Annotated in this window: 22 protein-coding genes, 1 rRNA gene and 1 riboswitch; of the genes, 11 read left to right on the top strand and 12 right to left on the bottom strand. The window is 67.3% G+C overall.

What is annotated here, in order from left to right:
* The first annotated feature begins 25 nt into the window (after positions 1-25).
* Positions 26-138, top strand: a 5S ribosomal RNA gene (rrf, locus tag HWX14_RS35680).
* Positions 139-702: 564 nt separating this feature from the next.
* Positions 703-2,127, top strand: a complete 1,425-nt coding sequence (locus tag HWX14_RS35675) for a DHA2 family efflux MFS transporter permease subunit (protein ID WP_175886725.1) — start codon at positions 703-705, stop codon at positions 2,125-2,127.
* A gap of 258 nt (positions 2,128-2,385) precedes the next feature.
* On the opposite strand, the gene HWX14_RS35670 is transcribed toward HWX14_RS35675, so the two are convergent.
* The 3 genes from HWX14_RS35670 to HWX14_RS35660 all read right to left on the bottom strand — a co-directional run bounded on the left by HWX14_RS35670 (position 2,386) and on the right by HWX14_RS35660 (position 5,892).
* A complete protein-coding gene (locus tag HWX14_RS35670; RefSeq protein ID WP_175886724.1) occupies positions 2,386-3,147 on the bottom strand; it encodes a 2OG-Fe(II) oxygenase in 762 nt (253 codons plus the stop codon).
* Positions 3,148-3,545: 398 nt separating this feature from the next.
* Positions 3,546-5,138, bottom strand: coding sequence for an inorganic phosphate transporter (locus HWX14_RS35665; RefSeq protein WP_175886723.1), 1,593 nt, complete (start codon positions 5,136-5,138; stop codon positions 3,546-3,548).
* 166 nt (positions 5,139-5,304) lie between these two features.
* The gene (locus tag HWX14_RS35660; RefSeq protein WP_175886722.1) at positions 5,305-5,892 is read right to left on the bottom strand and encodes a histidine phosphatase family protein; all 588 of its coding nucleotides are present in this window, start codon (positions 5,890-5,892) and stop codon (positions 5,305-5,307) included.
* A 46-nt stretch (positions 5,893-5,938) separates the two neighbouring features.
* Positions 5,939-6,082, top strand: a riboswitch (cobalamin riboswitch).
* A gap of 32 nt (positions 6,083-6,114) precedes the next feature.
* Here HWX14_RS35660 and HWX14_RS35655 point away from each other — a divergent pair.
* The gene (locus HWX14_RS35655; protein ID WP_006488502.1) at positions 6,115-6,324 is read left to right on the top strand and encodes a CbtB-domain containing protein; all 210 of its coding nucleotides are present in this window, start codon (positions 6,115-6,117) and stop codon (positions 6,322-6,324) included.
* A gap of 13 nt (positions 6,325-6,337) precedes the next feature.
* A complete protein-coding gene (locus tag HWX14_RS35650) occupies positions 6,338-7,060 on the top strand; it encodes a CbtA family protein (protein WP_175886721.1) in 723 nt (240 codons plus the stop codon).
* Between the two features lie 21 nt (positions 7,061-7,081).
* Here HWX14_RS35650 and HWX14_RS35645 read toward each other — a convergent pair whose 3' ends face one another.
* Positions 7,082-7,990 (bottom strand): LysR family transcriptional regulator, encoded by a 909-nt coding sequence (locus HWX14_RS35645; RefSeq protein ID WP_175886720.1) that lies wholly within the window; start codon positions 7,988-7,990, stop codon positions 7,082-7,084.
* 127 nt (positions 7,991-8,117) lie between these two features.
* Between HWX14_RS35645 and metE the strand changes: the two genes are divergently transcribed.
* On the top strand, positions 8,118-10,412 hold the full coding sequence (gene metE / locus HWX14_RS35640) for a 5-methyltetrahydropteroyltriglutamate--homocysteine S-methyltransferase (protein ID WP_175886719.1): 2,295 nt from the start codon (positions 8,118-8,120) through the stop codon (positions 10,410-10,412).
* Between the two features lie 124 nt (positions 10,413-10,536).
* Here the strand turns inward: metE and HWX14_RS35635 are convergent, their stop codons facing one another.
* Positions 10,537-11,862 (bottom strand): MFS transporter, encoded by a 1,326-nt coding sequence (locus tag HWX14_RS35635; protein ID WP_175886718.1) that lies wholly within the window; start codon positions 11,860-11,862, stop codon positions 10,537-10,539.
* Positions 11,863-11,916: 54 nt separating this feature from the next.
* Positions 11,917-12,873 (bottom strand): agmatinase, encoded by a 957-nt coding sequence (speB, locus tag HWX14_RS35630; RefSeq protein WP_175886717.1) that lies wholly within the window; start codon positions 12,871-12,873, stop codon positions 11,917-11,919.
* Between the two features lie 134 nt (positions 12,874-13,007).
* Between speB and HWX14_RS35625 the strand changes: the two genes are divergently transcribed.
* The gene (locus HWX14_RS35625; RefSeq protein WP_175886716.1) at positions 13,008-13,925 is read left to right on the top strand and encodes a LysR family transcriptional regulator; all 918 of its coding nucleotides are present in this window, start codon (positions 13,008-13,010) and stop codon (positions 13,923-13,925) included.
* A 64-nt stretch (positions 13,926-13,989) separates the two neighbouring features.
* On the opposite strand, the gene HWX14_RS35620 is transcribed toward HWX14_RS35625, so the two are convergent.
* Positions 13,990-14,454 carry an Lrp/AsnC family transcriptional regulator gene (locus HWX14_RS35620; RefSeq protein WP_006488501.1) on the bottom strand — a complete coding sequence of 155 codons (465 nt, stop codon included), beginning with the start codon at positions 14,452-14,454 and terminating at the stop codon, positions 13,990-13,992.
* Between the two features lie 134 nt (positions 14,455-14,588).
* On the opposite strand from HWX14_RS35620, the gene HWX14_RS35615 reads away from it, so the two are divergent.
* From HWX14_RS35615 to HWX14_RS35605, 3 genes are all read left to right on the top strand, one after another.
* A complete protein-coding gene (locus HWX14_RS35615; RefSeq protein ID WP_175886715.1) occupies positions 14,589-15,209 on the top strand; it encodes a LysE family translocator in 621 nt (206 codons plus the stop codon).
* Positions 15,210-15,478: 269 nt separating this feature from the next.
* Positions 15,479-17,068 (top strand): S53 family peptidase, encoded by a 1,590-nt coding sequence (locus HWX14_RS35610; RefSeq protein WP_175886714.1) that lies wholly within the window; start codon positions 15,479-15,481, stop codon positions 17,066-17,068.
* Positions 17,069-17,141: 73 nt separating this feature from the next.
* Positions 17,142-18,818: a peptidase S1 gene (locus HWX14_RS35605; protein ID WP_175886713.1), complete on the top strand. Its 1,677-nt coding sequence runs from the start codon at positions 17,142-17,144 to the stop codon at positions 18,816-18,818.
* An 88-nt stretch (positions 18,819-18,906) separates the two neighbouring features.
* Here the strand turns inward: HWX14_RS35605 and nadE are convergent, their stop codons facing one another.
* From nadE to HWX14_RS35590, 3 genes are all read right to left on the bottom strand, one after another.
* Positions 18,907-19,755: an ammonia-dependent NAD(+) synthetase gene (gene nadE, locus HWX14_RS35600; protein WP_175886712.1), complete on the bottom strand. Its 849-nt coding sequence runs from the start codon at positions 19,753-19,755 to the stop codon at positions 18,907-18,909.
* A gap of 192 nt (positions 19,756-19,947) precedes the next feature.
* Entirely contained in the window at positions 19,948-20,817 is an 870-nt protein-coding gene (locus tag HWX14_RS35595) for a DMT family transporter (RefSeq protein WP_175886711.1), read from the bottom strand.
* A 203-nt stretch (positions 20,818-21,020) separates the two neighbouring features.
* On the bottom strand, positions 21,021-21,206 hold the full coding sequence (locus HWX14_RS35590) for a hypothetical protein (RefSeq protein WP_006480515.1): 186 nt from the start codon (positions 21,204-21,206) through the stop codon (positions 21,021-21,023).
* A gap of 228 nt (positions 21,207-21,434) precedes the next feature.
* On the opposite strand from HWX14_RS35590, the gene HWX14_RS35585 reads away from it, so the two are divergent.
* Positions 21,435-22,193 carry a DeoR/GlpR family DNA-binding transcription regulator gene (locus HWX14_RS35585; protein ID WP_124504445.1) on the top strand — a complete coding sequence of 253 codons (759 nt, stop codon included), beginning with the start codon at positions 21,435-21,437 and terminating at the stop codon, positions 22,191-22,193.
* A gap of 104 nt (positions 22,194-22,297) precedes the next feature.
* A complete protein-coding gene (locus HWX14_RS35580; RefSeq protein WP_175886710.1) occupies positions 22,298-24,082 on the top strand; it encodes a phospholipase D-like domain-containing protein in 1,785 nt (594 codons plus the stop codon).
* Between the two features lie 71 nt (positions 24,083-24,153).
* Here the strand turns inward: HWX14_RS35580 and HWX14_RS35575 are convergent, their stop codons facing one another.
* On the bottom strand, positions 24,154-24,828 hold the full coding sequence (locus HWX14_RS35575; protein ID WP_012339399.1) for a TetR family transcriptional regulator: 675 nt from the start codon (positions 24,826-24,828) through the stop codon (positions 24,154-24,156).
* Between the two features lie 126 nt (positions 24,829-24,954).
* On the bottom strand, positions 24,955-26,223 hold the full coding sequence (locus HWX14_RS35570; protein ID WP_175886709.1) for an FAD-binding oxidoreductase: 1,269 nt from the start codon (positions 26,221-26,223) through the stop codon (positions 24,955-24,957).
* Positions 26,224-26,349: the final 126 nt, after the last annotated feature.

Raw genomic sequence — 26,349 nt, 5'->3', positions numbered from 1 at the left:
CGAAGCAACGCAACAACCCTCTTTGCCTGATGACCATAGCGAGTCGGTCCCACCCCTTCCCATCCCGAACAGGACCGTGAAACGACTCTACGCCGATGATAGTGCGGATTCCCGTGTGAAAGTAGGTAATCGTCAGGCTCCCTAAGCCAGAAACCCCCGCCCGAACAGGCGGGGGTTTTTGCATTTGTGGCGTCGGAAATATGCGGGCGACGAAGCGTTACTGAGACTACGTACGCCGGCTTTCCGCTGACGCGATCCATTGCCGCGCCGAGCCCGTCATTCATCGCTCTGCTGTTCTCGAGCACTCCGCAGTTGTGCCGTCTGGAATTTTCCCCTCCGCCAACCGGACCTTCCGTCTTCGGATCGATTCCGGCCAACTCTGTCCATGCCCACCCGGCGATGATGTTGTGATGGCCGGTGATGAGCGATGTTGGTCGACAATGACCAATAACAACTGCTTTCGGACGAAAACCCCGCATCATCTGCCCGCTATTCGGTGCACCGCGTCATCTACACCACTCGGCGAACGCAGCGCGAAATCATCATAAAAATCTATGCGCATAAAGTTCATTCGCGCGACATGCTCGGCAGAGCGGGGAGCAAGCCCTTCGGGGTAATATCACCGTTCGTCCCGATTCCCCGGTGCTTGCCTGCATCCGCCGGCGGTCGGCGCTTTTGTACCTTCCGTCTCCTGCATCGTTCATGACTGACAGCTCTGCTCAAAGTGGTCGGACGACCGACTTCTTGCCGTATCTCGTCGCCGCGACGTTCTTCATGGAGTATCTCGACACGACGGTGATCGCGACTGCGCTGCCGCAAATGGCGAGCTCGTTCGGTGTCGGGCCGAATGCGCTGAGTCTCGGGATGACCGCCTACATGCTGGCGCTCGCGGTATTCATTCCGATCAGCGGCTGGATCGCGGACCGCTATGGTTCACGCACAGTCTTCGCGAGTGCGATCGTCGTCTTTACCGGCGCGTCGGTGTTGTGCGGGCTGTCCGAAGGCGTGATGTCGTTCACGGCTGCCCGGTTGCTGCAGGGTGTCGGCGGGGCGATGATGGTGCCGGTCGGGCGAATGATCGTCGTGCGCAGTACCGAGAAGGCGAAGCTGATGCGAGCGATCGCGACGATCACGTGGCCGGGCATCGTCGCGCCCGTCGTCGGGCCGCCGATCGGCGGCTTCATCACGACCTACGCATCGTGGCGATGGATCTTCCTGTTGAACGTCCCGTTCGGCCTCGCCGCACTCGTTTGCACGTGGCTCATCGTCCGGAATACGCGAGCCGACGAGCAACGGCCGCTCGACTGGGTCGGCTTCGTGCTGGCCGGCGGCGCATTGACCTGCCTGCTGATCGGCACCGAAGCGGCCGGCCAGCAGGATGTCGACTTCACGCGCGCGGGTGTCCTGGTGGGCGCAAGCGTGCTGTTCGGCATCGCCGCATGGCTGTATGCGCGACGCTGTGCGCATCCGCTGCTCGATTTCACGACGCTGAAGGTGCCGACGTTCTCGGTGACGGTGGTTACCGGCTCGATCACGCGGATGGCGATCAACGCCGTCCCGTATCTGCTGCCGCTGTTGTTCCAGATCGGCTTCGGGCTGTCCCCGTTCCAGTCAGGCCTGCTGCTGCTCGCGAGCGCGCTCGGCAATCTCGGGATGAAGGCGGGCACGTCGTGGATTCTCGACCGCTACGGCTTTCGGCGTGTCGCGCTCGTCGACGTGACGATCGTCGGCATCTTCACGATCGCATGCGGCTGGCTGACCGCGTCGACGCCACTGGCGATCACGCTGCTCGTCGTATTCGTCTACGGGCTCACGCGGTCGATGCAATTCACGACGCTCGCGACGCTCGCTTATGCGGATATCCCGGCTCAGCAGACGAGCGCGGCCAGCACGCTCTGGAGCGCCGCGCAGCAGATGACGATCGGGATGGGGATCGCGTTCGGTGCATTGTCGCTGCGGCTCGCGGCATTGGTGCGCGGCGATGCGGCCGGCATGCACTACGTACTCGACGATTTCCGCTGGGCGTTCGTCGCGGCGGGCGTGCTCGCGCTGCTGACGCTGCCGGGCTACGCACGGCTGGCTTCCAATGCCGGCGACCGGCTGCGGGCCAGCGTCGCGCGAGGATAGGCCGGACTGCAAATCGTAGTCGCGGGGCGACAGGTGAGTGCTGATGTTTTTGCGGCACTCACCTGAAGCATTGATTCGTTGCGGCCGCGATCGCTTGTCGGTCAGCACAATCGGTCTCCAGTCATCGCGGGCGAATGGCCTTCTGGCCGTCATGCCTGGTCGGAACGCTCTCCGAACGATGATGCGCGCTGGCAGGGCCGAGCATGAATGCGATGCGCGACAGGCGGTGCGACGGCAGTGCGATCGTCCCGACTCCCGCTACTGCGCGTCATGGAAGATGATGCCGACCGTGTGGCGGTGGCCGCTTCGAATCCGGCTCACGCCGTGGCGCAGGTTGACGCGATAGACGCCGCGGGTGCCCTGCACGGGCCGGCCGTGTACCGCGAATATCACCGCGTCGCCTTGCGTCAGCGGCACCACTTCCGCACGCGACTGCATGCGCGGTCGCTGCTCCGTCAACACGAACTCGCCGCCACTGAAATCGCGGCCCGGCGCCGACAGCAGGATCGCGACCTGCAGCGGGAATACGTGTTCGCCATACAGGTCCTGATGGAGGCAGTTGTAGTCGTCGGCGCCGTATTGCAGGATCAGCGGCGTCGGTCGCGTCTGTCCCGCCGCATGGCAGCGACCGAGGAACGTCGCATGGTCTTTCGGATAGCGGACATCGATCCCGAGCGCCTGGTTCCAGCGATTCGCGATCGGCGCGAGATGCGGGTAGATCGTCGCGCGCAACTCGGCGATGACCGCAGGCAGCGGATACGCGAAATATTTGTACTCGCCGCGGCCAAAGCCGTGCCGCGCCATCACGACACGTGAACGATAGAGCGCATCGCGCGGATAGAGCGACGCGAGCGCCTCGCACTCGCTTGCCGACATCAGGCCCGGCACGCGCGCGCATCCGTAGCGATCGAGTTCGGCATCGACGGTCGGCCAGTCGAGGGTGTCGACGCGTTGCGCGATGTTCAGCGATTCGACGGCAGGTTGCAGATCGGCAATGTTCACGGGCGTACCTCGGGGCATCGGCAGTGTGGCGCCGTGCAGTCGCGCACGGTCGAATCCACGATGAAAGTTGATGAACCCAGTCTAGCGGCGTTCGGGCGCCGGCACGCTCCAGATCTTGCGTTTTAATTCGGGCGGGGAAACGGGGAAACGCTGAAGGCGCGGCATCGACACACTGAACGTGGCGACGTGCCGGAGCAGAGAGACGGGAAGCGGGAAAGCGGGAAAACGGGAAAACGGGAAAACGGGAAAACGGGAAAACGGGAAAACGGGAAAACGGGAAAACGGGAAAGCGGGAAAGCGGGAAAGCGGGAAAGCGGAGAAGCGGAGAAGCGGAGAAGCGGAGAAGCGGAGAAGCGACAAATCCAATCTACCGCGGCGGGTAGCCGGCCAACGCCCGCCACCCGCCGCGCCTCCAATCAGGCCAGCGACCGGAACAACCAGTAAAGCCCCGCCGCCAGCGCGATCGACGCCGGCAGCGTCAGCACCCATGCGAGGACGAGGCTGCGCACCGTGCTCCATTGCAGCCCGGAGCCGTTCGCCGCCATCGTGCCCGCGACGCCCGACGACAGCACGTGCGTCGTCGACACGGGCAGCCCGTACATGTCGGCGGCCCCGATCGTCAGCATCGCGACGAGTTCGGCCGATGCGCCCTGTCCGTACGTCAGATGCTGCTTGCCGATTTTTTCACCGACAGTTACGACGATTCGCTTCCAGCCGACCATCGTGCCGAGGCCCAGCGCGATCGCGACGGCGACCTTCACCCACGTCGGAATGAACTTGGTCGCGTGGTCGAGCTGCTTGCGATAGTTGTCGATCGCGAGCTTGTCGTCGGCGGCGAACGCGGGCTGGCCCGCCTTCTCGAGCAGACGAATGGCTTCGGACACCAGATACATCGTGTTGCGCACGTTGTCGACGTCGCGCTGCGGCACGGCCGCCATCGAGCCCGACGCGCCGACGGCGGTCGCGAGCGACGTGGACAATTGCGCGACGGCCGGCAGCACGGCGGGCGTCAGTTCACGATGCTGCACGTAGTGTTCGACGTCGGCGCGCGGGTTCGCGGACGGCGCGACGCCGTTCGTGTACTTCCCGAACGTCGCCGCCGCCTGGTTCGCGACCGCCACGAAGGTCTGCGATTCCGCGGGCGTGACGGCCTTGTTCAGTGCATAGGCGGTGGGCACCGTGCCGATCAGGATCAGCATGATGAGGCCCATCCCTTTCTGCCCGTCGTTCGACCCGTGCGCGAACGACACGCCGGTGCAGGTGAGGATCAGCAGGCAGCGAATCCAGAACGGCGGCGGCTGATCCTTCGGCGGCTCCTTGTACAGCTCCGGAATCCGCACGACGGCCTTCAGCACGAGCAGCAGCAGCGACGCACACAGGAAGCCGACGATCGGCGAGAGCAGCAGCGACTTGCCGACGCCGAGCGCCTGGCCCCAGTCGACGCCGCTCGTGCCGGACGGCCCGTGCATCAGCTGGTTCATCAGCCCGACGCCGATGATCGACCCGATCAGCGTATGCGAGCTCGACGACGGCAACCCGAAATACCAGGTCGCGAGGTTCCAGACGATCGCGGCGATCAGCAGCGCGAACACCATCGCGAAGCCCGAGCCGCTGCCGACCTGCAGGATCAACTCGACCGGCAGCAACTGCAGGATGCCGAACGCGACGGCACCGCTCGAGACCATCACGCCGAGGAAGTTCCACATGCCCGACCAGATCACCGCGACGTTCGGCGTCAGCGAGTGCGTGTAGATCACGGTCGCGACCGCATTCGCGGTGTCGTGGAAGCCGTTGACGAATTCGAAGCCGAGCGCGATCAGCAGTGCGGCGCCGAGCAGCAGGTACGGGAACAGTGTCCCTTCGCGAACCGGCGCCAGATCGGCGACCAGGTGCGTGGCGATATAGACGGCGCCGAGCACGAGCACCAGCAGGAACGCGGCATAGCCGATCTGCTTGGTGCGCGCGATGGAGGCCGGATTGTTCGGGGCGGACGAAGCGGGTTGATTCATGACGGCATCTCGTGAGGGAACCTCGTCCGATCCTAGCTGTGGCTAGCAGTCAGTTTGATGACAGTCGGGAGGACGAACGGTGTGTCTTACGGGATGTAAGGCGAGCGGCTGCCTGCGAAGCGTTGGGCGCGCATCGTCGGCTCACATAGTAAACATGCCAAGCGGTTTAGGTGCCGGCGCCGAGCACGATGTCCGTCGCGGCCAACGTCCAGCCGGCCGGCGACGCGACGAACGTCGTGCCCGACAGCGGCGCGACGTCGAGACGCGTGGCCGCTTCGGGACTCATCCGCCGCACATGCGCGATGGCCGCGCGGACGATCGGCGCATGCGTGATCGCGACGACGTCGCGATCACGCGGCAATCCGTCCAACCATGTGCCGACCCGATGCGCGGCGGCGTCGAACGATTCGCCGCGATGCGGCGACGCGGATGGTGTGCCGATCCACGCCGCAAGTTCGTCAGGCAGGTCGCGTGCGAGATCGTGCAGCCGCTTGCCGCGCCAGTGGCCGTAGTCGATGTCGCGCAGCGCGTCGTCGATCTCGGCGTGCAGCCCGAGCGCGTCGGCCGTCTGCCTCGCGCAGCATGCCGGGCTGCACAGCACGAGCGCGCCCGCAACGCCCGTCCACCGGCCGCGCAGCGCAGCGGCTTCGGCGAGCCCGGGCGCGTCGAGCGGATCGTCGTCTGGAAACGTGCCGGTGCGCATGGCGCGGGTCGATGCGTGGGCGATCAGGCAGAGCGAGGCAGGCAGGGTCATGTCGGTTGTCGGATGATCCGGAACGGGGCGCGCTCGCCCACGTGTCATCGCTTCAATACGCGAACGTTCGCGCGTACAATTCGCCCGATACGAAGCGCGGAAGCCGGTGCAATTCCGGCGCGGTCGCGCCACTGTAACCGGGGAATCGATGATCCCGGAAGCCAGACCTGCCTTCGTACCCATCCATCATTTGTCGGGGCGCGATTCCCCTGAGGTGCATCCATGAGCGAAGCAGTGCTGAAGCCGGCGGTCGTGCCGGCACCCATCCCCGTCCGTGAGCTGTTGCCGTGGGCCGTGTTCGTCGGCCTGATCCTGCTGCTCGCGCTGTATTTCGTCGGTGCGGAACAGGGCGCGACGTCGCTCGTGCCGGGCATGTATGTACACGAATTCGTGCACGACGGCCGCCATCTGCTCGGCTTTCCCTGCCACTGACGCGGAGCCTGCGATGGTCGGAAAGCTGCTCATGCGCGGGATGCTCGCAGGCATCGCCGCGGGCCTCCTCACGTTCGGTTTCGCCAGGATCGTCGGCGAACCGCAAGTCGATCAGGCAATCTCCTTCGAAGAAAAAAACGCCGCCGCCCAAGGCGAGGCGCCGGAGCCCGAGCTGGTCAGCCGCCAGACGCAGGCCGGCCTCGGGCTGCTGACGGGCGTCGTGACCTACGGCGCGGCATTCGGCGGGCTGTTCTCGCTGGTCTTCGCGTATGCGTACGGACGCGGCAGCCGCCTGCCGGCACGGCCGCTGGCCGCGTGGCTCGCGCTGGCCGCGTTCGTCGCGCTCGTGATCGTGCCGAATCTCAAGTACCCGGCCAATCCGCCGTCGGTCGGCGACCCCGACACGATCGGCTATCGCACCGGCCTGTTCTTCCTGATGATCGCGATCTCGGTCGCGACGATGGTGTTCTCGGTCGGCGTGCGCCGCCATCTGCTGGCGAAGCTCGGCCAGTGGAACGCGTCGATCGTCGCCGGGCTGGTGTTCGTCGCGATCATCGCGGCCGTGCAGATCGGGTTGCCTTCGGTCAGCGAGCTGCCGGCCGATTTCCCGGCGGCCTTGCTGTGGAAGTTCCGCGTGGCGGCCATCGGCATGCAGGTGATCATGTGGACGACGATCGGCCTGCTGTTCGGCGCGTGGGTCGAGCGCGGCGAGCGCGCCGGCATGCGCGCCACCTGACGCGATCGCAACCGGGCGCGCCTAGCGCAGCATGCGTGGCGCGCTCCACGTCGATTCGCGCGCCAGCGCGACGAACGCGGCCAGATAGTCGATCGATGCGTCCGCTTCGCGGATGCCGAGGAAGATCTGCTTCGCGATGCCGTTCTTGCCCAGCTTGACCGGCACGACCGGCATCCGGTCCGCGTACTCGTCGGCGAGCCACCGCGGCAGCGCGGCCACGCCGCGCCCGCTCGCGACCATCTGCAACATGATGTCGGTCGTCTCGATCGACTTGTGCCGCCTCGGCACGATGCCGGCCGGCGTCAGGAACTGGTTGTAGATGTCGAGCCGGTCGGTTTCGACCGGGTACGTGATCAGGATCTCGTCGGTCAGTTGCTCGGGCGTCACGTAGTCGGCATTCGCGAACCGGTGCGAATCCGCGACCACCAGCACCTGTTCGTAGTCGAACACGGGATCGAAGCGCAGCCCCGGCTTGTTCAGCGGATCGGGCGTCACGAGCACGTCGATGTCGTAGCCGAACAGCGCGCCGATGCCGCCGAACTGGAAGCGCTGCTTCACGTCCACGTCGACGTCGGGCCAGCGCGACAGGTACGGCGACACGACCTTCAGCAGCCACTGGTAGCACGGGTGGCACTCCATCCCGATGCGCAGCGTGCCGCGCTCGCCCTTCGCGTACTGCTTCATCCGCTCCTCGGCGAGCTCGAACTGCGGCAGCAGCCGGTTCGCCAGCTTCAGCAGATACTGGCCGCCCTGCGTGAGCCGCAGGCCGCGGCCTTCCCGATCCCAGATCGGCGTGCCGAGCTGCTGCTCGATTTTCCTGACGGTGTGGCTGAGCGCCGATTGCGTGAGGTGCAGCGCGTTGGCCGCCGCGGTCAGCGAGCCCTGGCGCTCGACTTCACGAATGACGACGAGATGGAATCGTTCCAGCATGGATCGCGCGCATCCCACGGATGCATGAAAAATGTTAATGGATGAATGAAATAATGCCATTTTATTTCATGGTTTGAAATCCCTATGATGGCTGCCGGATCTACTCTTTCTTCTGGACGGCAGCTTCATGGTCACGACACACAACCTCGGTTTTCCGCGCATCGGCGCGAAGCGCGAACTCAAGTTCGGTCTCGAACGCTACTGGAAGGGTGAATCGTCGCGCGACGAACTGAAGGCGCTCGGCGCCGAGCTGCGCCGGCGCCACTGGCACGACCAGCGCGATCTCGATCTCGCGCCGATCGGCGACTTCGCGTTCTACGACCAGGTGCTCGACATGAGCTTCACGCTCGGCAACCTGCCGAAGCGCGTGCAGGATTTCCACGGCGATGCGCTCGACAACTATTTCCGCGTCGCGCGCGGCCGTTCGGCGCAGTCGGCGGAAGAGCATGCGGCGTGCTGCGGCGGGGTCGCGGCCGGTGAAATGACGAAGTGGTTCGACACGAACTATCACTACATCGTGCCGGAGTTCCATGCGGACACGAACTTCTCGCTCGATCCGTCGCGCCTGCTGCAGCAACTCGCCGAAGCGAACGCGCAGGGCGTGAATGCGAAACCGGTGATTCTCGGCCCCGTCACGTACCTGTGGCTCGGCAAGGCGAAGGACGATTCCGATCGCCTCGCGCTGCTGCCGAAGCTGCTGCCGGTGTACGGTGCGCTGCTCGATACGCTGACCGCGCAGGGCGTCGAATGGGTGCAGATCGACGAGCCGATCCTCGTGACCGAACTCGACGCCGAATGGCGCCAGGCATTCCGTACCGCGTATGCGGCGCTGGAAACGCGCCGCATCAAGCTGCTGCTCGCCACTTACTTCGGCCAGCTTCAGGACAACCTGACGCTCGCGGCGTCGCTGCCGGTCGACGGCCTGCATATCGACGCGATCAATGCACGCGACGAAGTCGACGCGCTGGTGCGCGAACTGCCGGCCGAGCGCGTGCTGTCGGTGGGCGCGATCAATGGCCGCAACATCTGGAAGACCGACCTGAACGCGGCACTCGATTGGCTCGAGCCGCTCGCGAAGCAACTGGGCGACCGCCTGTGGCTCGCGCCGTCGTGCTCGCTGCTGCATGTGCCGGTCGATCTCGCAAGCGAAGAGAAGCTCGATGCCGAAATCCGCTCGTGGCTCGCGTTCGCGCTGCAGAAGCTCGACGAGCTGAAGGTGCTCGCGACCGCGCTGAACGAAGGCCGCGACAAGGTGGCCGACGCACTGGCCGCGAATGCCGCCGCGTTCGATTCGCGCCGCCGCTCGCCGCGCGTGAACAACCCGGCGGTGAAGGCCGCGATCGCGCGCATCGACGCGCAGCTCGGCAACCGCGCGAGCCCCTATGCGCAGCGTGCGTCGAAGCAATCGGCGCGCCTGAACCTGCCGGCCTTCCCGACGACGACGATCGGCTCGTTCCCGCAGACCGGCGAGATCCGCCAGGCGCGCAGCCGGTTCAAGACCGGCGCGCTGGACGAAGCCGGCTATCGCGCGGCGATGCAGGCCGAAATCGAACGCAGCGTGCGCGAACAGGAATCGCTCGAACTCGACGTGCTCGTGCACGGCGAAGCGGAACGCAACGACATGGTCGAATACTTCGGCGAACAGCTCGACGGCTACGCGTTCAGCCAGTTCGGCTGGGTGCAGTCGTACGGTTCGCGCTGCGTGAAGCCGCCGATCCTGTTCGGCGACATCAGCCGCACGAAGGCGATGACGGTCGAATGGATCGCCTATGCGCAGTCGCTGACGGACAAGCCGATGAAGGGCATGCTCACCGGCCCGGTGACGATCCTGAACTGGTCGTTCGTGCGCGACGACCAGCCGCGCTCGGTATCGTGCTACCAGCTCGCGCTGGCGATCCGCGACGAAGTGCTCGATCTCGAGAAGGCCGGCGTGCGCGTGATCCAGATCGACGAAGCGGCGCTGCGCGAAGGGCTGCCGCTGCGCCGCGCGCAATGGGACGACTACCTGAAGTGGGCGGTCGAGTCGTTCCGCATCACCGCGAACGGCGTGCAGGACGACACGCAGATCCACACGCACATGTGCTATTCGGAGTTCAACGACATCATCGCGTCGATCGCCGACATGGACGCGGACGTGATCACGATCGAGACGTCGCGTTCGGACATGGAGTTGCTCGACGCGTTCGACACCTTCAAGTATCCGAACGAAATCGGGCCGGGCGTGTACGACATCCATTCGCCGAACATTCCGACGCAGGATCACATCGTCGGGCTGATGAAGAAGGCGGCCGAGCGGATTCCGGCGGAGCGTCTGTGGGTGAACCCGGACTGCGGGCTGAAGACGCGTCAGTGGGCGGAAGTGATTCCGGCGCTGACGAACATGGTCGCCGCCGCGAAGACGCTGCGCAGCCAGGTGCAGTGACGCAGCGAACGCCGTGCGATACCGTCGCGGTCGGCGATCGACGATCGGACGGCAAAAAACGACCCGCGGAAGCGGGTCGTTTTTCGTCATGCATGCCTATGCGACAGGCGCTACGCGTCGAGCGCTATGCGGTGCGCGTGCCGCGCGGCAGCGCGTCGTTCGTCTTGCCGGGCGCGTTTGCATCGTCGATGCTGACGCGGCGCGAGATCAGCCACACGCACAGCGACGACAGCACGGCGGCGCTCGTGTACTGGATCGCGAGCGGCCACCATTGCGGGGCCGTGTCCTGCGCGATCAGCGTCGCGACGAGCGGCGTGAGGCCGCCGGCGAGCGCGCCGCACACCTGGTACGCGATCGAGATCGCCGTATAGCGGATCCGCGCGACGAAGATGCCGCTGACGAAGCCCGCGACCACCGAGTAGTAGCCCGATTCCGCGAGCGTCGCGAGGCCGACGCCGACCGTGATCGACACCGGCGTGCCCAGGTGCACGAGCGGCAGCATCACGAACGGGACGATCATCGCCCATGCGCCGGTGATCAGCAGCACGCGCGTGGTGCCGAAGCGCTGCGCGAGGAACGCGGCCGCGAGCTGCACGACGAACTGCAGCACCGCGACGATCGTCATGCAATGCAGCACCATCGACCGGTCGAGCGACAGGAATTGCGTCGCGTAGCTGATCATGAAGATGTTGCTGAAATACACGCCGGCGATCCCGTACACGTTCGCGCCGATCGCGAGCAGCAGCAGCGGCCAGTGCCTGAGCGCCTCGCGCAGCGGTTTTTGCGCGATGTTGCCGCTCTTCCTGACTTCCTCGAACTCGGGCGATTCCGACACGCTCGCGCGGATCACGAAGCCGACGATCAGCAGCACGGAACTCGCGAGGAACGGCACGCGCCAGCCCCAGCTCATCATGTCGTCCTTCGACAGCGTGCTGACCGCGCCGAACGCGAGCATCGACAGGATCAGGCCGCTCGCGCTGCCGAGCTGCGCGAACGATGCGAAGAACGTGCGCTTGCCTTCGGGCGCATGCTCGCCGGCCAGCAGCACCGCGCCGCCCCATTCGCCGCCGACCGCGATGCCTTGCAGCACGCGCATCAGCACCAGCAGGATCGGGGCGATCACGCCGGCTTGCGCATGCGTGGGCAGCAGGCCGATCGCGACGGTCGACACGGCCATCAGCATCAGCGTCGCGAGCAGCGAGCGCTTGCGGCCGAAGCGGTCGCCGAGATAGCCGAACATCACGCCGCCGAGCGGCCGCGCGAAGAAGCCGACCGCGAACGAGCCGAACGACGCGAGCAGGCTGATGAAGCGGTTTTCGCCGGGAAAGAACAGCGGCCCGAACACGATGGCGGCGGCGGTCGCATAACTATAGAAGTCGTACCACTCGATCGTGGTGCCGACGAACGAAGCGAGCGCCGCCCGCTTCGGTTGCTTGACGGAAGTCCCCATCTTTCTGTGTGCTCCTCTGGAATCCTCTGATTTGGAATAGTGGCGGCGCCGGTGTCAGTCGCGGTACGCGACGCCCGGCAGCACGCACAGCAGCTCGTACGCGAGGTTCGCGCCGAGCAGCGCCGTGGTGCCGAACGGGTCGTACGGCGGCGCGACTTCGACGAGATCGCAGCCGACGATGTTCAGCCCCTTCGCGCCGCGGATGATCTCGAGCGCCTGCGGCACCGTGAGGCCCGCGATTTCCGGCGTGCCGGTGCCCGGTGCGTAGGCCGGATCGATGCCGTCGATGTCGAACGTGATGTAGACGGGCGTGTCGCCGATGCGCGCGCGCACTTCTTCCATCAGCGGCGCGAGCGACTTGTTCCAGCATTCCTCGGCCTGGACGACGCGGAAGCCCTGCTCGCGGCACCAGTCGAAATCCTCGGCCGCGTAGCCGGTGCCGCGCAGGCCGATCTGCGTGACCTTGTCGCCGTGCAGCAGCCCTTCCTCGACCGCGCGGCGGAACGGCGTGCCGTGCGCGATCTTTTCGCCCATCATCGTGTCGTTCACGTCGGCGTGTGCATCGACGTGGATCAATGCAACCTTGCCGTGCTTGCGGTGGATCGCGCGCAGGATCGGCAGCGCGATCGTGTGGTCGCCGCCGAGCGTGATCGGCTTGCAGTCGTGCTCGAGGATCGCGTCGTACGCGGCCTCGATGCGGGCGATCGAATCGTGCAGGTTGTACGGGTTGATCGCGACGTCGCCGATGTCGGCGATCTGCAGCGAATCGAACGGCGCGGCGCGCGTGGCCATGTTGTACGGGCGCAGCAGCACGGATTCGGTGCGGATCTGGCGCGGGCCGAAGCGCGCGCCGGTGCGGTTGGAGGTGCCGAGATCGAACGGCACGCCGACGAAACAGGCGTCGAGGCCTTCGGCGCTCGATACGTGCGGCAGGCGCATCATCGTCGCGATGCCGCCGGAGCGCGGCATTTCATTGCCGCCGAGCGGCTGGAAATGGGTGTGGTCGTTCATGGGGTCGTCTCTTCCGATGTGGGGGTGCCGTATCATGCGACGCGGCCTGGCGCACAGTTTTACGCGCTCCGCCGGCAAAGAAGAATGCGAAGATATCGACGTAAACATCGATCTTCATCGATGTATGGAAGGGGATGAACGTGCTGGGGAATCTGTCGACCCTCGATCTGCGGTTGATCCGCGTGTTTCTCGCGGTCACGGACGCGGGCGGCGTGTCGGCCGCGCAGGCGATGCTGAACGTCGGCCAGTCGACGATCAGCGCGCAACTGTCGTCGCTCGAGACGCGGCTCGGCTACCGGCTTTGCGAGCGCGGCCGCAGCGGCTTCCGGCTCACGCCGAAGGGCGAGCGGTTCCATGCGATGAGCCGCAAGCTGCTGGCCGCGCTCGACGAATTCGGGATGGCCGCGCGGCACATGGACCGCCAGCTGGTCGGCACGCTGAACATCGGCCTGATCGGCCATACGCCGGTGAGCCAGAACGCGCGGATCGCCGAGGCGATCGCCGCGTTCCGCACCCGCGACGAGGCCGTGCGCTTCTCGATTTCGGTGCGCGCGCCCGGCGATCTCGAGGAAAAGCTGCTGAGCAACGAGATCCAGATCGCGGTCGGCTATTTCTGGCATCGCGTGCCGACGCTGCATTACACGCCGCTGTTCATCGAGCGGCAGGTCGCGTATTGCGGCCGCGGCCATCCGCTGTTCGACGGCGCCGGCACGCTGACGCCGGCCGACGTGGCCGGCTTCGAGTGGGCGTGGCGCTCGTATCCGCTGCCGGAGGCGCAGATGTCGACGACGCCCGATCGCGTGACCGCGACCGCCGACAACATGGAGGCCGTCGCGCTGCTGATCCTGTCCGGCCATCACCTCGGCTATCTGCCGCAGCACTTCGCGGCGCCGTACGTCGCGCAGGGGCTGCTCGCGCCGCTCAATCCGGATCGGCTGCATTACGAGGTCACGTTCCACATGGTCGTGGCGCGCGACGGGCGCGGCGATCCGGTCGTCGAGGCGTTTCTCGAGGATCTCGAACGCGCGCATCAGTCGCCCGACGTGGTGTGACGCCGGCGCGGCCGACAAGGTGAACGAGTGTTGCGCGCGGGCGGCTTGCCCGGCCCGGCGCGCATCACGGCACCGGCAACCCGGCGTCGTGCTTCACCTCGCGCAGCGACAGCGCCGATTCGATCGACGTCACGCCCGGCAGCATTCGCAGCGAATCGCGCAGGAACGTGCCGTAGTCGTCGAGGTCGCGCGCGACCACCTGGAGCAGGTAATCGGCCGTGCCCGCGACGTTGTGGCAGGCCAGGATCCGCTCGATGCCGAGCACTTCCCGTTCGAACCGGTCGGCGACCTTGCGGTCGTGCGTCGCGAACCGCACGAGCACGAACGCGACCACGCCGAAGCCGAGCGCCTGGCGCGACAGCTGCGCGCGGTAGCGCTCGATGTAGCCGTCGTTTTCCAGGCGCTTCAGACGCCGTGCGCAAGGCGTCTCGGACAGGCCGACGGATTCGGCGAGCCGCGCGATCGGCAGGCGGCCGTCGCGTTGCACCGCAGCGAGGATCGCGCGGTCGGTTTTGTCGAGGTCGATCATGTTGGCGGAATCCTTGTCGTGATTTCATGATTGTGGCGGATTCCCCTGCGGATAGCCATTTCTGAGCCAAATATGGCCAATAATCCCTCCGCCTTCAGCGGCAACATATCGTCAATGAAGGACGGGGGCAGACCATGATTTCCACGCATTTGCTGTTGATTTATCTCGCCGCGCTGGCGGCCATTTACGCGGTACCGGGGCCCGACATGGCGCTCGTGCTGCAGACCAGCATCGGCCGCGGCGTGCGGCCGGGGATGGCGGCGGCCGCCGGCCTGTCGCTCGCGCGCACCGTGCACGTGACGCTGTCGGCGTGCGGCGTCGCGGCGCTGATCCGCAGTGCGCCCTGGCTGTACGAGGTGATCCGCTACGGCGGCGCGCTCTATCTCGCGTATGTCGCGATCCAGGTGTTCCGCTCGCCGGTGTTCGCGCTCGGCGACGGCGACGCGGCGGCGGGCGAGCTGCGGCAGTCGTTCGTGAAGGGGCTGCTGACCAACCTGCTGAACCCGAAGGCGCTGCTGTTCTGCTCGGTGCTGCTGCCGCAGTTCGTGCGGCCCGAGACCGGGCCGGTCGTCTGGCAGATGTTCGAGCTCGGCGCGCTGCTGGTGGCGGCCGGCGTGTGCTTCGACCTCGCGTGCGTGTTCGGCGCGTCGCGCATCGCGGCGTGGATGCGCGCGCATCCGCTCGCGCAGACGGTGCAGCGCTGGACCTTTTCCGCCGCGCTGATCGGTTTCGCGCTGCGGTTGTCGATGGATTGAGCGTCGCCTGCCGCATGGCCGTCGCGCGGGCCGCCATGCACGAGACTCGACGCAGGCCGCGCGATGCCGGCCCGCACGCGCGCCTTGCCGCAGAAGGTCGTGCGCGCAAATCGTCTGACTGTTCTAAACTTCCTGTTACTTCGCGCGATCGCAGCGCACCGTCGCACACGCGCCGTCGCGAATCGACTGACCGAACGGAACCGTCTTCCGCGGGCTATGTCCGATTTCCTGGCTGTTCCGTGCAACGCGGTACCAAGGAGGGTCTGAACATGGCAAGGCATCTTCAAGCCGACCGTGAACCCCGCATCGTCGCCGAGTCCAAGTGTCTCGGTCAGTGCGATCCGGCACAACGCATCCACGTCACGATCATGTTGCGGCGGCAGGAAGAAGGGCAACTCGATGCGTTGGTGCACCAGCTCGCCACCGGCGACGCCCGTGCAAAACCGGTGTCGCGCGACGCATTCGCGCAGCGTTTCTCCGCCAATCCCGACGACATCCGCAAGACCGAGGACTTCGCGCACCGTCATCAGCTGACGGTCGATCGCGTCGATCCGGTCGAGAGCGTCGTCGTGCTGTCCGGCACGATCGCGCAGTTCGAAGCCGCGTTCAGCGTGAAGCTCGAGCGCTTCGAGCATCGGTCGATCGGCCAGTATCGCGGCCGTACGGGCCCGATCGTGTTGCCCGACGATATCGGCGATGCGGTCACGGCCGTGCTCGGTCTCGACAGCCGCCCGCAGGCGCGGCCGCACTTCCGCTTCCGTCCGCCGTTCAAGCCCGCGCGCGGCGCGGCGGCCGTCACGTTCACGCCGATCCAGCTTGCGTCGCTGTACGACTTTCCGGCCGGCGACGGCGCCGGGCAATGCATCGCGATCGTCGAGCTCGGCGGCGGCTATCGCGCGGCCGACATCCAGCAGTATTTCCGCGGGCTCGGGATCACGACGCCGCCCACGCTCGTCGACGTGAACGTCGGCACCGGCCGCAATGCGCCGACCGGCGAGCCGAACGGCCCGGACGGCGAAGTCGCGCTCGACATCGAGATCGCCGGCGCGATCGCACCGGCCGCGAAGATCGCGATCTACTTCGCGCCGAATAGCGACGCGGGCTTCATCCAGGCCGTCAACGCGGCCGTCACCGACAAGACCAACCGGCCTTCCGTGATCTCGATCAGCTGGGGCGGCCCGGAAGCGATCTGGCAGGCGCAGTCGGCGCACGCGTTCAACCGCGTGCTGCAGGCGGCCGCCGCGCAGGGCATCACCGTCTGCGCGGCGTCGGGCGACAGCGGCTCGGGCGACGGGCTGCAGGATGGCGCCGATCACGTCGATTTCCCCGCATCGAGCCCGTACGTGCTCGGCTGCGGCGGCACGCAGCTCGACGCGCTGCCCGGGCAGGGCATCCGCAGCGAGGTCACGTGGAACGACGAGGCGTCCGGCGGCGGTGCGGGCGGCGGCGGCGTCAGTGCGCTGTTCGACCTGCCGGCATGGCAGCAGGGGCTCGCCGTCGCGCGCGCCGACGGCAGCAGCACGCCGCTCGCGAAGCGCGGCGTGCCGGACGTGGCCGGCGACGCGTCGCCGCAGACGGGCTACGAAGTGTCGGTGGCCGGCACGCCCGCGGTGATGGGCGGCACGAGCGCGGTCGCACCGCTGTGGGCCGCGCTGATCGCGCGGATCAACGCGGCGGCCGGTGCATCGGCCGGCTGGATCAATCCGGTGCTGTACAAGCATCCGGACGCGCTGCGCGACATCACGAAAGGATCGAACGGCACGTATGCGGCCGCGTCCGGCTGGGACGCGTGCACGGGCCTCGGCAGCCCGAACGGTGCGCGGCTTGCCACGATCCTCGCGCGCAAGCCGTCGAGCTGACGCGCCGGCGCACGCCTTTCGGTTCGACGCGGGTGGTCTGCCCGCGTCTTTTTTCACCTCCAGGAGCAGCACGATGGGCATCGATTCCGCATCTTCCGGCGGCGTGTATCCGCTGCATCACGGCGACCACAATTCGCATGGCGTGCCGCCGACCATCAACCCGGTCGCGCTGAGCCACGGCCGCGACCAGCCGTTCTTCGATCCGGTCGCGTACGGCAACGGCCCCGACGATTCGGTGACCGACACGACCGAAGCGGCCGCGATCACGCACCACACGATCCTGATCGACGGGAAGCGCATTGCGTACACGGCGACGGTCGGCCACCTCGTGACGGTCGATCCGAGCAGTTCGCAGCCGGCCGCGAAGCTCTTCTACGTCGCGTTCACGGCCGACGGCGCGAAGGAGGAAACACGGCCCGTGACGTTCTTCTACAACGGCGGCCCCGGTTCGTCGTCGGTGTTCGTGCTGCTCGGCTCGTTCGCGCCGAAACGCATCAAGACGTCGATGCCGGGTTTCACGCCGCCCGCGCCGTACCAGATCGAAGACAACCCGGACAGCATGATCGACCACAGCGACCTGGTGTTCATCAACCCGGTCGGCACCGGCTATTCGGCGGCCGTCGCGCCGAACAAGAACCGCGACTTCTGGGGCGTCGACCAGGACGCGAATTCGCTGAAGCAGTTCATCAAGCGCTACCTGACGAAGAACAACCGCTGGAATTCGCCGAAATACCTGTTCGGCGAATCGTACGGCACCGCGCGCAGCTGCGTGCTCGCGTACAAGCTGCACGAGGACGGCGTCGACCTGAACGGCGTCACGCTGCAATCGTCGATCCTCGATTACCGGCAGGCCGGCAACCCGGTCGGCGCGCTGCCGACCGCCGCGGCCGACGCGTGGTATCACAAGAAGCTCGGCATCAAGCCGGCGCCGACCGATCTCGGCGCGTTCGTCGAGGAAGTCGCGCAGTTCGCGCGCACCGACTACCTGACCGCGCTGCGTGCGGTGCCGCATGCGAACCCGGCCACCGTGCAGAAACTGTCGGCATACACGGGCATCGATACGGCGACGCTACAGACGTGGGGGCTCGACATCGCCGGCTACGACACGCGCGGCAATTCGCTGTTCCTGACGACGCTGCTGCATGCGCAAGGGCTCGCGCTCGGTTCGTACGACGGGCGCGTGACCGGGATCTCGTCGGGCATCGCCGGCAAGATCGACCCGAATTCGGGCGGCAACGATCCGACGATGACGGCCGTGACGGGCGTCTATACGGCGATGTGGAACAGCTACCTGAACGAGCAGTTGAAGTTCACGTCGAACTCCGCGTTCACGGACCTGAACGACCAGGCGTTCCAGAACTGGGATTTCAGCCACATCGACCCGACCGGCGCGCAGCAGGGCATCGATGCGCAGGGGAACGTGATCCTCTACACGGCCGGCGACCTCGCCGCGGTGATGGCGCTGAACGTCGACCTGAAGGTGCTGTCGGCGAACGGCTTCTACGATTTCGTCACGCCGTTCTACCAGACCGTGATCGATCTGCAGCAGATGCCGCTGGAGGACCAGAAGGTGCGGCAGAACCTGTCCGCGCGGTTCTATCCGTCGGGGCACATGGTGTATCTCGACGGCGGCTCGCGCACCGCGCTCAAGCGCGATCTCGCGACGATGTACGACGCGACGGTCAGCGATACGGGCGCGCGGCTGCGCATTCGTGCGCTGCAGGCGAAGAAGACGGGCGGGAACGCGTAGCGTTGCCCGGCGCCGATGTGCCGCGCGCGGCCGGGACGGTGCGCGCGGCGGCAGGTCGGCTGCGGGGCGGCCGGCTTGTGCGGTTGGCTTATGCGGTCGGCCAGTCGAACATCGTGTACGGCAGCGCGCGCTTGTGGCGCGAGCCGTTGTAGAAGCGCAGCACCGTTTCATACACACGATCGGCGACCGGCTTGCCTTCGAGGAAATCGTCGATCTCGTCGTAGGTCACGCCATACGCGTGCTCGTCGGGGCGCAGCGGGCGCAGCTCCTCGAGGTCGGCCGTCGGCACCTTCATCACGATCAGCTCCTCGCCGCCGAGCGCGCGTGCGACCGCGCGCACGCGGCGCTTGCTCAGGCCCGCGAGCGGCAGGATGTCCGCGCCGCCGTCGCCGAACTTCGTGAAGAAGCCCATCAGCGACTCGGCCGCGTGATCGGTGCCGATCACGATGCCGCGCCGTGCGCCGGCCACCGCGTACTGCGCGATCATGCGCTCGCGCGCCTTGATGTTGCCGTGCACGAAATCCTGCTGCGCGGGCGTTTCGAACGCGTGGCCGGACGCGACGAGCGAACGGAGCATCGCATCGGCGGCCGGCTTCACGTCGACCGTCAATACCTCGTCCGCGCGCACGAACGCGAGCGCGCGTTGTGCATCCTCTTCGTCGTTCTGCACGCCGTTCGGCAAGCGCATCGCGATGAAGCGTGCGTCGTAGCCACCGGCGCGCAGCTGTTCGACCGCGAGCTGCGCGAGCCGGCCGGCCGTCGACGAATCGACGCCGCCGCTGATGCCGAGCACGTAGGTCCGCAGGCCGGTCGAACGCAGGTACTGCGCGAGGAAATCGACGCGGCGGGTGATTTCGGCGTCGGCGTCGAAGTGCGGGGCGACGTTCAGTTCGGCAATGATCGCGCGTTGGCGGCTGGCGTAATCGGCGGATGTCATGAGGGAAGTTCCGGGACGAAATGCAAGGCGCTCATCATAAGCGCAATCGCGGCGTGCCGCCGCGCCGGGCCTGCGATCCAGCGGTTTCGCGTTGCATCGACGAGACGCGGCGCATCGCCGTGGTGCGCGGTGCGCCGGGCGGGTGCAGGATGCGGCGCGAAGGGCGTCCGTGCGGGCGCCCGAGGGCCGGCGTCAGCGCCGCGCGAGCACGACGCCCACCAGCGCGAGCGCGAAGCCGGCGAGCTGGATCGCGGCGAGCGTTTCGCCGAACAGCGCGTAACCCTGTAGCGCGGCCAGCGGCGGCGCGAGGAACAACAGCGACGTCGCGCGCGCCGCATTGCCGCGCCGCAACATCCACATCAGCATCGTGACCGCGCCGCCGGACAGGAACACGACGCCCCATACGAGCGACACCCACAGCGCCGGCGCGTCGATCCAGCGGGTTTCATGGAGCAGCACGACGAAGACGGCCGCGACGATCGCCGCGCCGAAGTTCTGCACGGCGACCGCCGTGCGCAGGTCGCTCTGCGCGAGCTTGCCTTTCTGGTACAGCGAGCCGGCCGTGATCGACCCGACCGCCAGGACCGACACGGTGACGACGAGCCACGCAGGCGCCGCGCCCGGCGGCGGCGCGACACCGCCCGTGACCTTCGGCGCGAGCACGAGCGCGACGCCGGCCAGACCGAGCGCCATCCCGAGCCAGCCGCGCGCAGGCAGGCGTTCGTTGAACAGCGGGACCGCGAGCACGGCGGTGGCGAGCGGCTGCAGCGCGCCGAGCAGCGCCATCACGCCCGCATTCAGCCCTTGCGCGACGGCCCAGTAGCTCGCGCCGAGATAGACGCCTTGCAGCAGCGCGCCGGCGATCAGGTGGCGCGGCCATTCGCGGCGGGCCGGCCACGGCGCGCGCGCGACGAGCGCTACCACGCCGAACAGCGCGGCCGTGCCCGCGAAGCGCGCGAGCAGGAACAGGTTCGGATCGGCGTAGGGCTTGATTGCCCGCGCAACGATGAAGCCGGTGGACCAGAGCGCGACGAAAACGGCGGCGACGATCGAGTTAAGCATGCGTGACGGGCCGCGACGCGGCCGAACGGAACCGGGAAGTCGGCCAGTATCGGCCGAAGCGGCGTCGGCGTCTTGTCGAATCCTGCACTCGTGCCGCGCGGCGCGTGACCGGGCCGGCGGTCGGCGCGCGCCGGGTGCGCGGTGTGGCGGCGATCGGCGCTCGCCGCACGGCGCGGCGCAAGGCGGGCGCGCAGCCGCGACGATCAGTCGATCGAGAACGTGTCGAGCGGCTGGTTGGCGCGCGCGTCGGTCGCGAAGCGCGCCGCGAGCTGTTCGTAGAGCCGGCGCGCTTCGTCGAGCGTCAGGTCGATCCAGTACGGATCGCCCGCCGCGTCGTTGAGGCGTTCCGGCGGAAACTGGATTTCGATCACACTGCCTTTGCGATACATGGCGCGAGCCCCTTTGTTGGTCGGTCTTGGTCGGTCGTTCGGCGAAGCGCAAAGTGTAGCAACCGGCGCCGCGCGGATTCGCGCGCGCCGGGCAATACTGAATTTCGCTTTCGGGAAACCTGCGCGGCCGCCGTCCGACCGTACTACCCGGCCCGGTCAAATGGTCGTCAAACGTCCGTAATACAATGGCCGGCTTACCCATTACCAGTCGCCTCGGGCGCACACGCGATGCTGGCGGAACAACGTCATCAATACATCCTGTCGGAGCTCGGACGCTCGGGCGCGCTGTCGGTCGCGGAACTCGTCCGTTCGCTCGACGTGTCGCGCGAAACCGTGCGGCGCGACCTGAACGCGCTGGCCGCGCGCGGCCTGCTCGTGATGACGCACGGCGGCGCGCTGGCCGCGGATCGCCGCGAGCCGAGCCTGTCCGAGCGCGAAGCCGCGAACGCCGACGCGAAGCGCACGATCGGGCGGCGCGCAGCCGAATTCGTGCCCGACGACGCATCGGTGCTGATCGATTCGGGCAGCACGCCGCATGCAGTCGCGCTGGCGCTCGCCGACCGGCACCGGCTGTCGATCTACACGAACGACTGGCGCACCGCGTTCGTGCTCGCGCGGCGCAACGGCAACCGCGTGACGCTGCTCGGCGGCGAGCTGTCCGACGACGAGGACGCCACGTTCGGGCTCGACACGATCCACCAGCTCGCGCAATACCACGTCGATTTCGCGTTCGTCGGCGCCGGCGGCATCACGCCCGACGGCGAGTGCACCGACTACTCGCGGCTCGCGGCTGAAGTGCGCAGCCGGATGATCGCGGCGGCGGGCACGGCGATCATCGTCGCCGACCATTCGAAATTCGGCCGCGTGACGCCGGTACGGATCAACGGCACGGCCGCCGCCCGCTATCTGGTGACCGAGCGCGCACCCGACAAGGCCGTGCGCCGCGCGCTGACGGCGCGCGGGATCGAGCTGCTCGTGTGCGACTGACGCGCATCCGACATACAAGGTTCATCGAACGGTCATCGCACGGGAAGAACCGCCGTCAAGACTGACGCATTCACTCGACCGGCCGCCGGGCCAGGGAGCAACGAATGACCGTCAGCGTGCGCAGCTACCTTTCCCCCACCCTGGTCCTGCTGGCTTTCGACTGGCCCGATGCGGCGTCGCGGTCCGATTTCCTCGGCTTCGCGATCCGGCGCACGCCGGGCTTCTGGTCGACCGACGGCAAGACGCGCGCGCCGGACAGCTGGCTGCCCAACCGCCTGACGTTCGACGGCCCGGCCGCCGACACGCAGGGCGATGCGCCGACCGATCAGGCGCCGATCCAGAAATTCATGTGGTGGGACGCGCGCATCGATCCGCAGGACCGCGGCGCGTCGTTCCGCTACGACGTCTATCCGGTCGTCGGCACGCCGGCGAACCTGCAGGTGCTCGACGCGCAAGCCGGCGTGTGCGACGTCGTGCTGCCCGCGCACATCGAGGATGGCATCGGCACGTGGTTCAACCGCGCGGTGGTCAGCTCGCAGGCGTTCGCGAAGCAGGTCGCGGCGCTCGGCCTCGCGCCGAACGAGGCGCCGAGCGCCGCCCAGGCGCTGAAGCTGCGCACGTGGCTCGCGAACGATATGGAGCAGGTGTTCGCGCAGATGCTCGATCCCGCATCGCGCGCGGCGTCGGCCGTCTATCACCTGACCGACACGCTGTGGGCGCTGCCCGCGTTCGACGCGTTCGGGCGCAAGCACGGCGAAGCGTCGCTCGCGATCGTCTACGACGCGCACACGACCGCGCGCAAGGGCAAGCCGCCGCTGCCGTCGCCGAACCAGCCGGCCGTCGACGCGCTGAAGGGCCTCGCGACGCTCGCGCCGCGCGACCGGACGCACATCATGCACGACAAGTTCATCGTGACCGATACGCCGTCGAACCCGGCGCCCGCGCGCGTGCTGACCGGTTCCGCGAACTTCACGACCGAGGGGCTGACCGAGCAGGCCAACGTGCTGCATGCGTTCGACTCGCCCGCGCTCGCCGCGCTGTACAACGAGCGCGCGCATGCGCTGGCCGGGAATCCGTCGATCGCGGAGACCGCGCGGCTGTCGCCGGGCTGGTCGGCGCCGATGACGATCGGCAGCGCGCAGGTGCGCGTCGCGTACTCGCCGGAACCGGCGGGCCGGCGTACCGAGATCGATACGATCGTCGCCGCGATCGCGGCCGCGAAGCATTCGGTGTCGTTCTGCCTGTTCATGCCGACCGACGCGGCGCTGCGCGACGCGTGCTTCGCGGCCGGCGACCGTGGGCTGATGATGTTCGGCCTGGTGAACAAGATCAGCGTGGGCAGCGCGACGAAGGCGGATACCGCGCAGCAGGCCGGCCAGACGCTCGATGCGGCGACGCTCGCGAACCTCGAGCTGTACCATCGCAGCCGCGACAATCACGATGTGATCGACGCGTCGTATTTTTCGCCGGCCACCGTGCCGCAAGGCTTCGAGCCGGAGTTGCGGCTGTTCCCGGGCGAACCGGCGCCGGCTTTTCCGCCCGTCGTGATCCATCACAAGTTCATCGTGATCGATGCGGAAGGCGCGAATCCGGTCGTCTATACGGGCTCGGCGAACATGAGCCGCAATTCCGAGCAGTACAACGACGAGAACCTGCTCGAAATCCGCGACAAGCGGATCGCGGCGATCTATCTCGCGGAATTCCTGCGGCTTTACGAGCACTACCGCGCCCGCGCGCTGGCGATTCATGCGAAGCAGCAGCACGGCACGGGTACGCATGCGCGGCTCGCGCTTGCGCCCGATTCGAGCTGGGCGAAGAAGTATTACGTGGCGGGCAGCCCGGAAGAGAAGGCGCGGATCGCGCTGGCGTCGGTCGCGCCGACGGACTGATGCGCTGAAGTGCTGAATGAAGTTCGCGCGGGGCGCGGATATCGCGTGCCCCGGCCGACGACTGCCGCCGCTTACGCGGCGACGTAGCGGAGCACCGCGTCGGCGATCGTGTCGCGATGCCGAGCGCGCAGGCGCGGCGCCGACGGGTCGCGGCCGAATGCAGCGCCGAACGTGTAGCGGTTCGCCACGCGGTGGAAGCAGAACGAGCTGATCAGCAGATGCAGGTCGAATGCGTCGATGTCCTTGCGGAACACGCCGCTGGCCGCTCCGCGCTCGACCAGTTCCTCGAGCGTCTTGATGATGCTGACGTTGCGGTTCTTGAACGACTTCAACTGTTCGACATACTTCGCGCCGTGAATGTTCTCGATCGATACGAGGCGAACGAAATCGCGATGCTTGTCGTGATAGTCGAACGTGAATTCGACGAGGCGGCGCATGCCTTCGCGCGGCTCCATGTCGCCGACGTGCAGTTCCTGCTCGAGCGCGCGGATGTCGCCGTACACCTTCTCCAGCACGGCCTCGTACAGGCCTTCCTTGCTTTCGAAGTAATAATAGAGCATCCGCTTCGTCGTGTTCGTGCGCTCGGCGATCGCGTCGACGCGCGCACCGGCGAGGCCCATCGCGGAGAATTCCTGCGTGGCGACATCGAGGATGTTGCGCTTGGTTTGCTCGGGATCGTATTTACGCCGCGCATCGGACGCAAGCGCGCGGGGGTCGGACGTGGCGGCCTTGCTTCCTGCTTTCATGTGACTTTGTTGTGGTTCGCGGCGGCTTGGAAAAGGCATTCTAGCATGTGGGAAATGCCCGCCCGGCCGACCTTCCGCTCTAATCGGCAAGGCCGTCGGCGCGGTCGTTTCGGCCGTCCCGGGCGCTCAGCGGCGGCAGGACGCGAGCGCGTCGCGGGCCTGGTACGCCGTATACGTGAGCTGCGCGGCGGCGAGGCCGGCCAGCCCGAACGTGCGCGTGAGCCCGAACGCGGCGAAGCCGTCCGGCACCGGCCGGCCTTCGGCCAGCGCGGCGGCGAGCGCCTCGCCGGCCACCGTGGTCGGCGCCATCCCGTGGCCGCCGAACGCGATCGCGTGCCACACGCCGTCCGCGTCGCGGCCGATCTGCGGCATCTTGTGCCGCGCGTAGCTCATCAGCCCGCCCCACGCGTAGTCGACCTTCACCCCTTCCAGTTGCGGATACACACGCAGCAGGTCGCGGCGCAGCAGCCGCGCGATCGCGTCGGGCCCGCGGTCGAGCACGGAGATTCGGCCGCCCCACAGAATCCGCGTGTCCTTCAGCGGTCGGTAGTAGTCGAACGCGAAACGCGTGTCGTAGATCGCGTACGGCGCGTCGATCGCGTCGGGCAGGCGCGTGCCGAGCGGTTCGGTCGCGATCACGTAGGTCGCGATCGGCAGCACCGCGCGCTCGATGCGCGGCGACACGCCGCGCGCGTAGCCACCGCCGGCGAACACGACGTCCTTTGCGCGCACTGCGCCCTGCGCCGTACGCACGACGTGGCCGGCGCCGTCGCGCGCAATGCCGAGCGCGGCCGAGCGCTCGTACACGCGTGCGCCGCCGCGCGACGCGGCCGCCGCGACGCCGAGCACGTACTTCAGCGGATGGAAATGGAATGCGTTCGGTTCGAACAGGCCGCCGTAATAGCGCTGCGTCTTCAGCCGCTCGCGCAGCGCGCCGGTCGGCACGGGTTCCCAGTCGACGCCCAGCTCGTTTTTCATCAGCGTGCGCACGCTGTCGAGCCGCAACGGATCGTCGAACCAGTTCGCGAGCATCACGCCTTGGTCGACGATGTCGCAGTCGATCCCGTAGCGCGCGATGCGCGCGCGGATCAGGTCGACCGCGTCGACGGTGAGCCGGTACAGCCGGCGCCCTTCGTCGCGGCCGAGCATGCGCAGCAGGTCGGCGTTGTCGAGGCTGTAGCCGCCGAACACGAAGCCGCCGTTGCGGCCCGACGCGCCGAAGCCGACCCGTTCGCTGTCGAGCACGACGACGTCCGTCACGCCGCGCTCGACGAGGCCGAGCGCCGTGCACAGGCCGGCGAGGCCGCCGCCGACGATGCAGACCTGGGTATCGATCGTGCCGGTCAGTTGCGGATAGGGCTGGCGGGTAACGGTGGCTTCGTAGAAGTTCTGCATGCGGTTTCGATGACTCGTGACGGCGGAAAAACAGGCGGCGCGCGTCGATCTTGCCTGAACGCGCGCGCCGCGTCGAATGGGGTTTTCAGCGCAGTGGCCGCCGCGATCGGGCGACCGGCGCGTTAC

Source organism: Burkholderia sp. BCC0044, assembly GCF_902832955.1.
Lineage (GTDB): Bacteria > Pseudomonadota > Gammaproteobacteria > Burkholderiales > Burkholderiaceae > Burkholderia.
The sequence above is the reverse complement of the archived record's forward strand: the minus strand, read 5'-3'. Positions and strand labels throughout refer to the sequence as shown.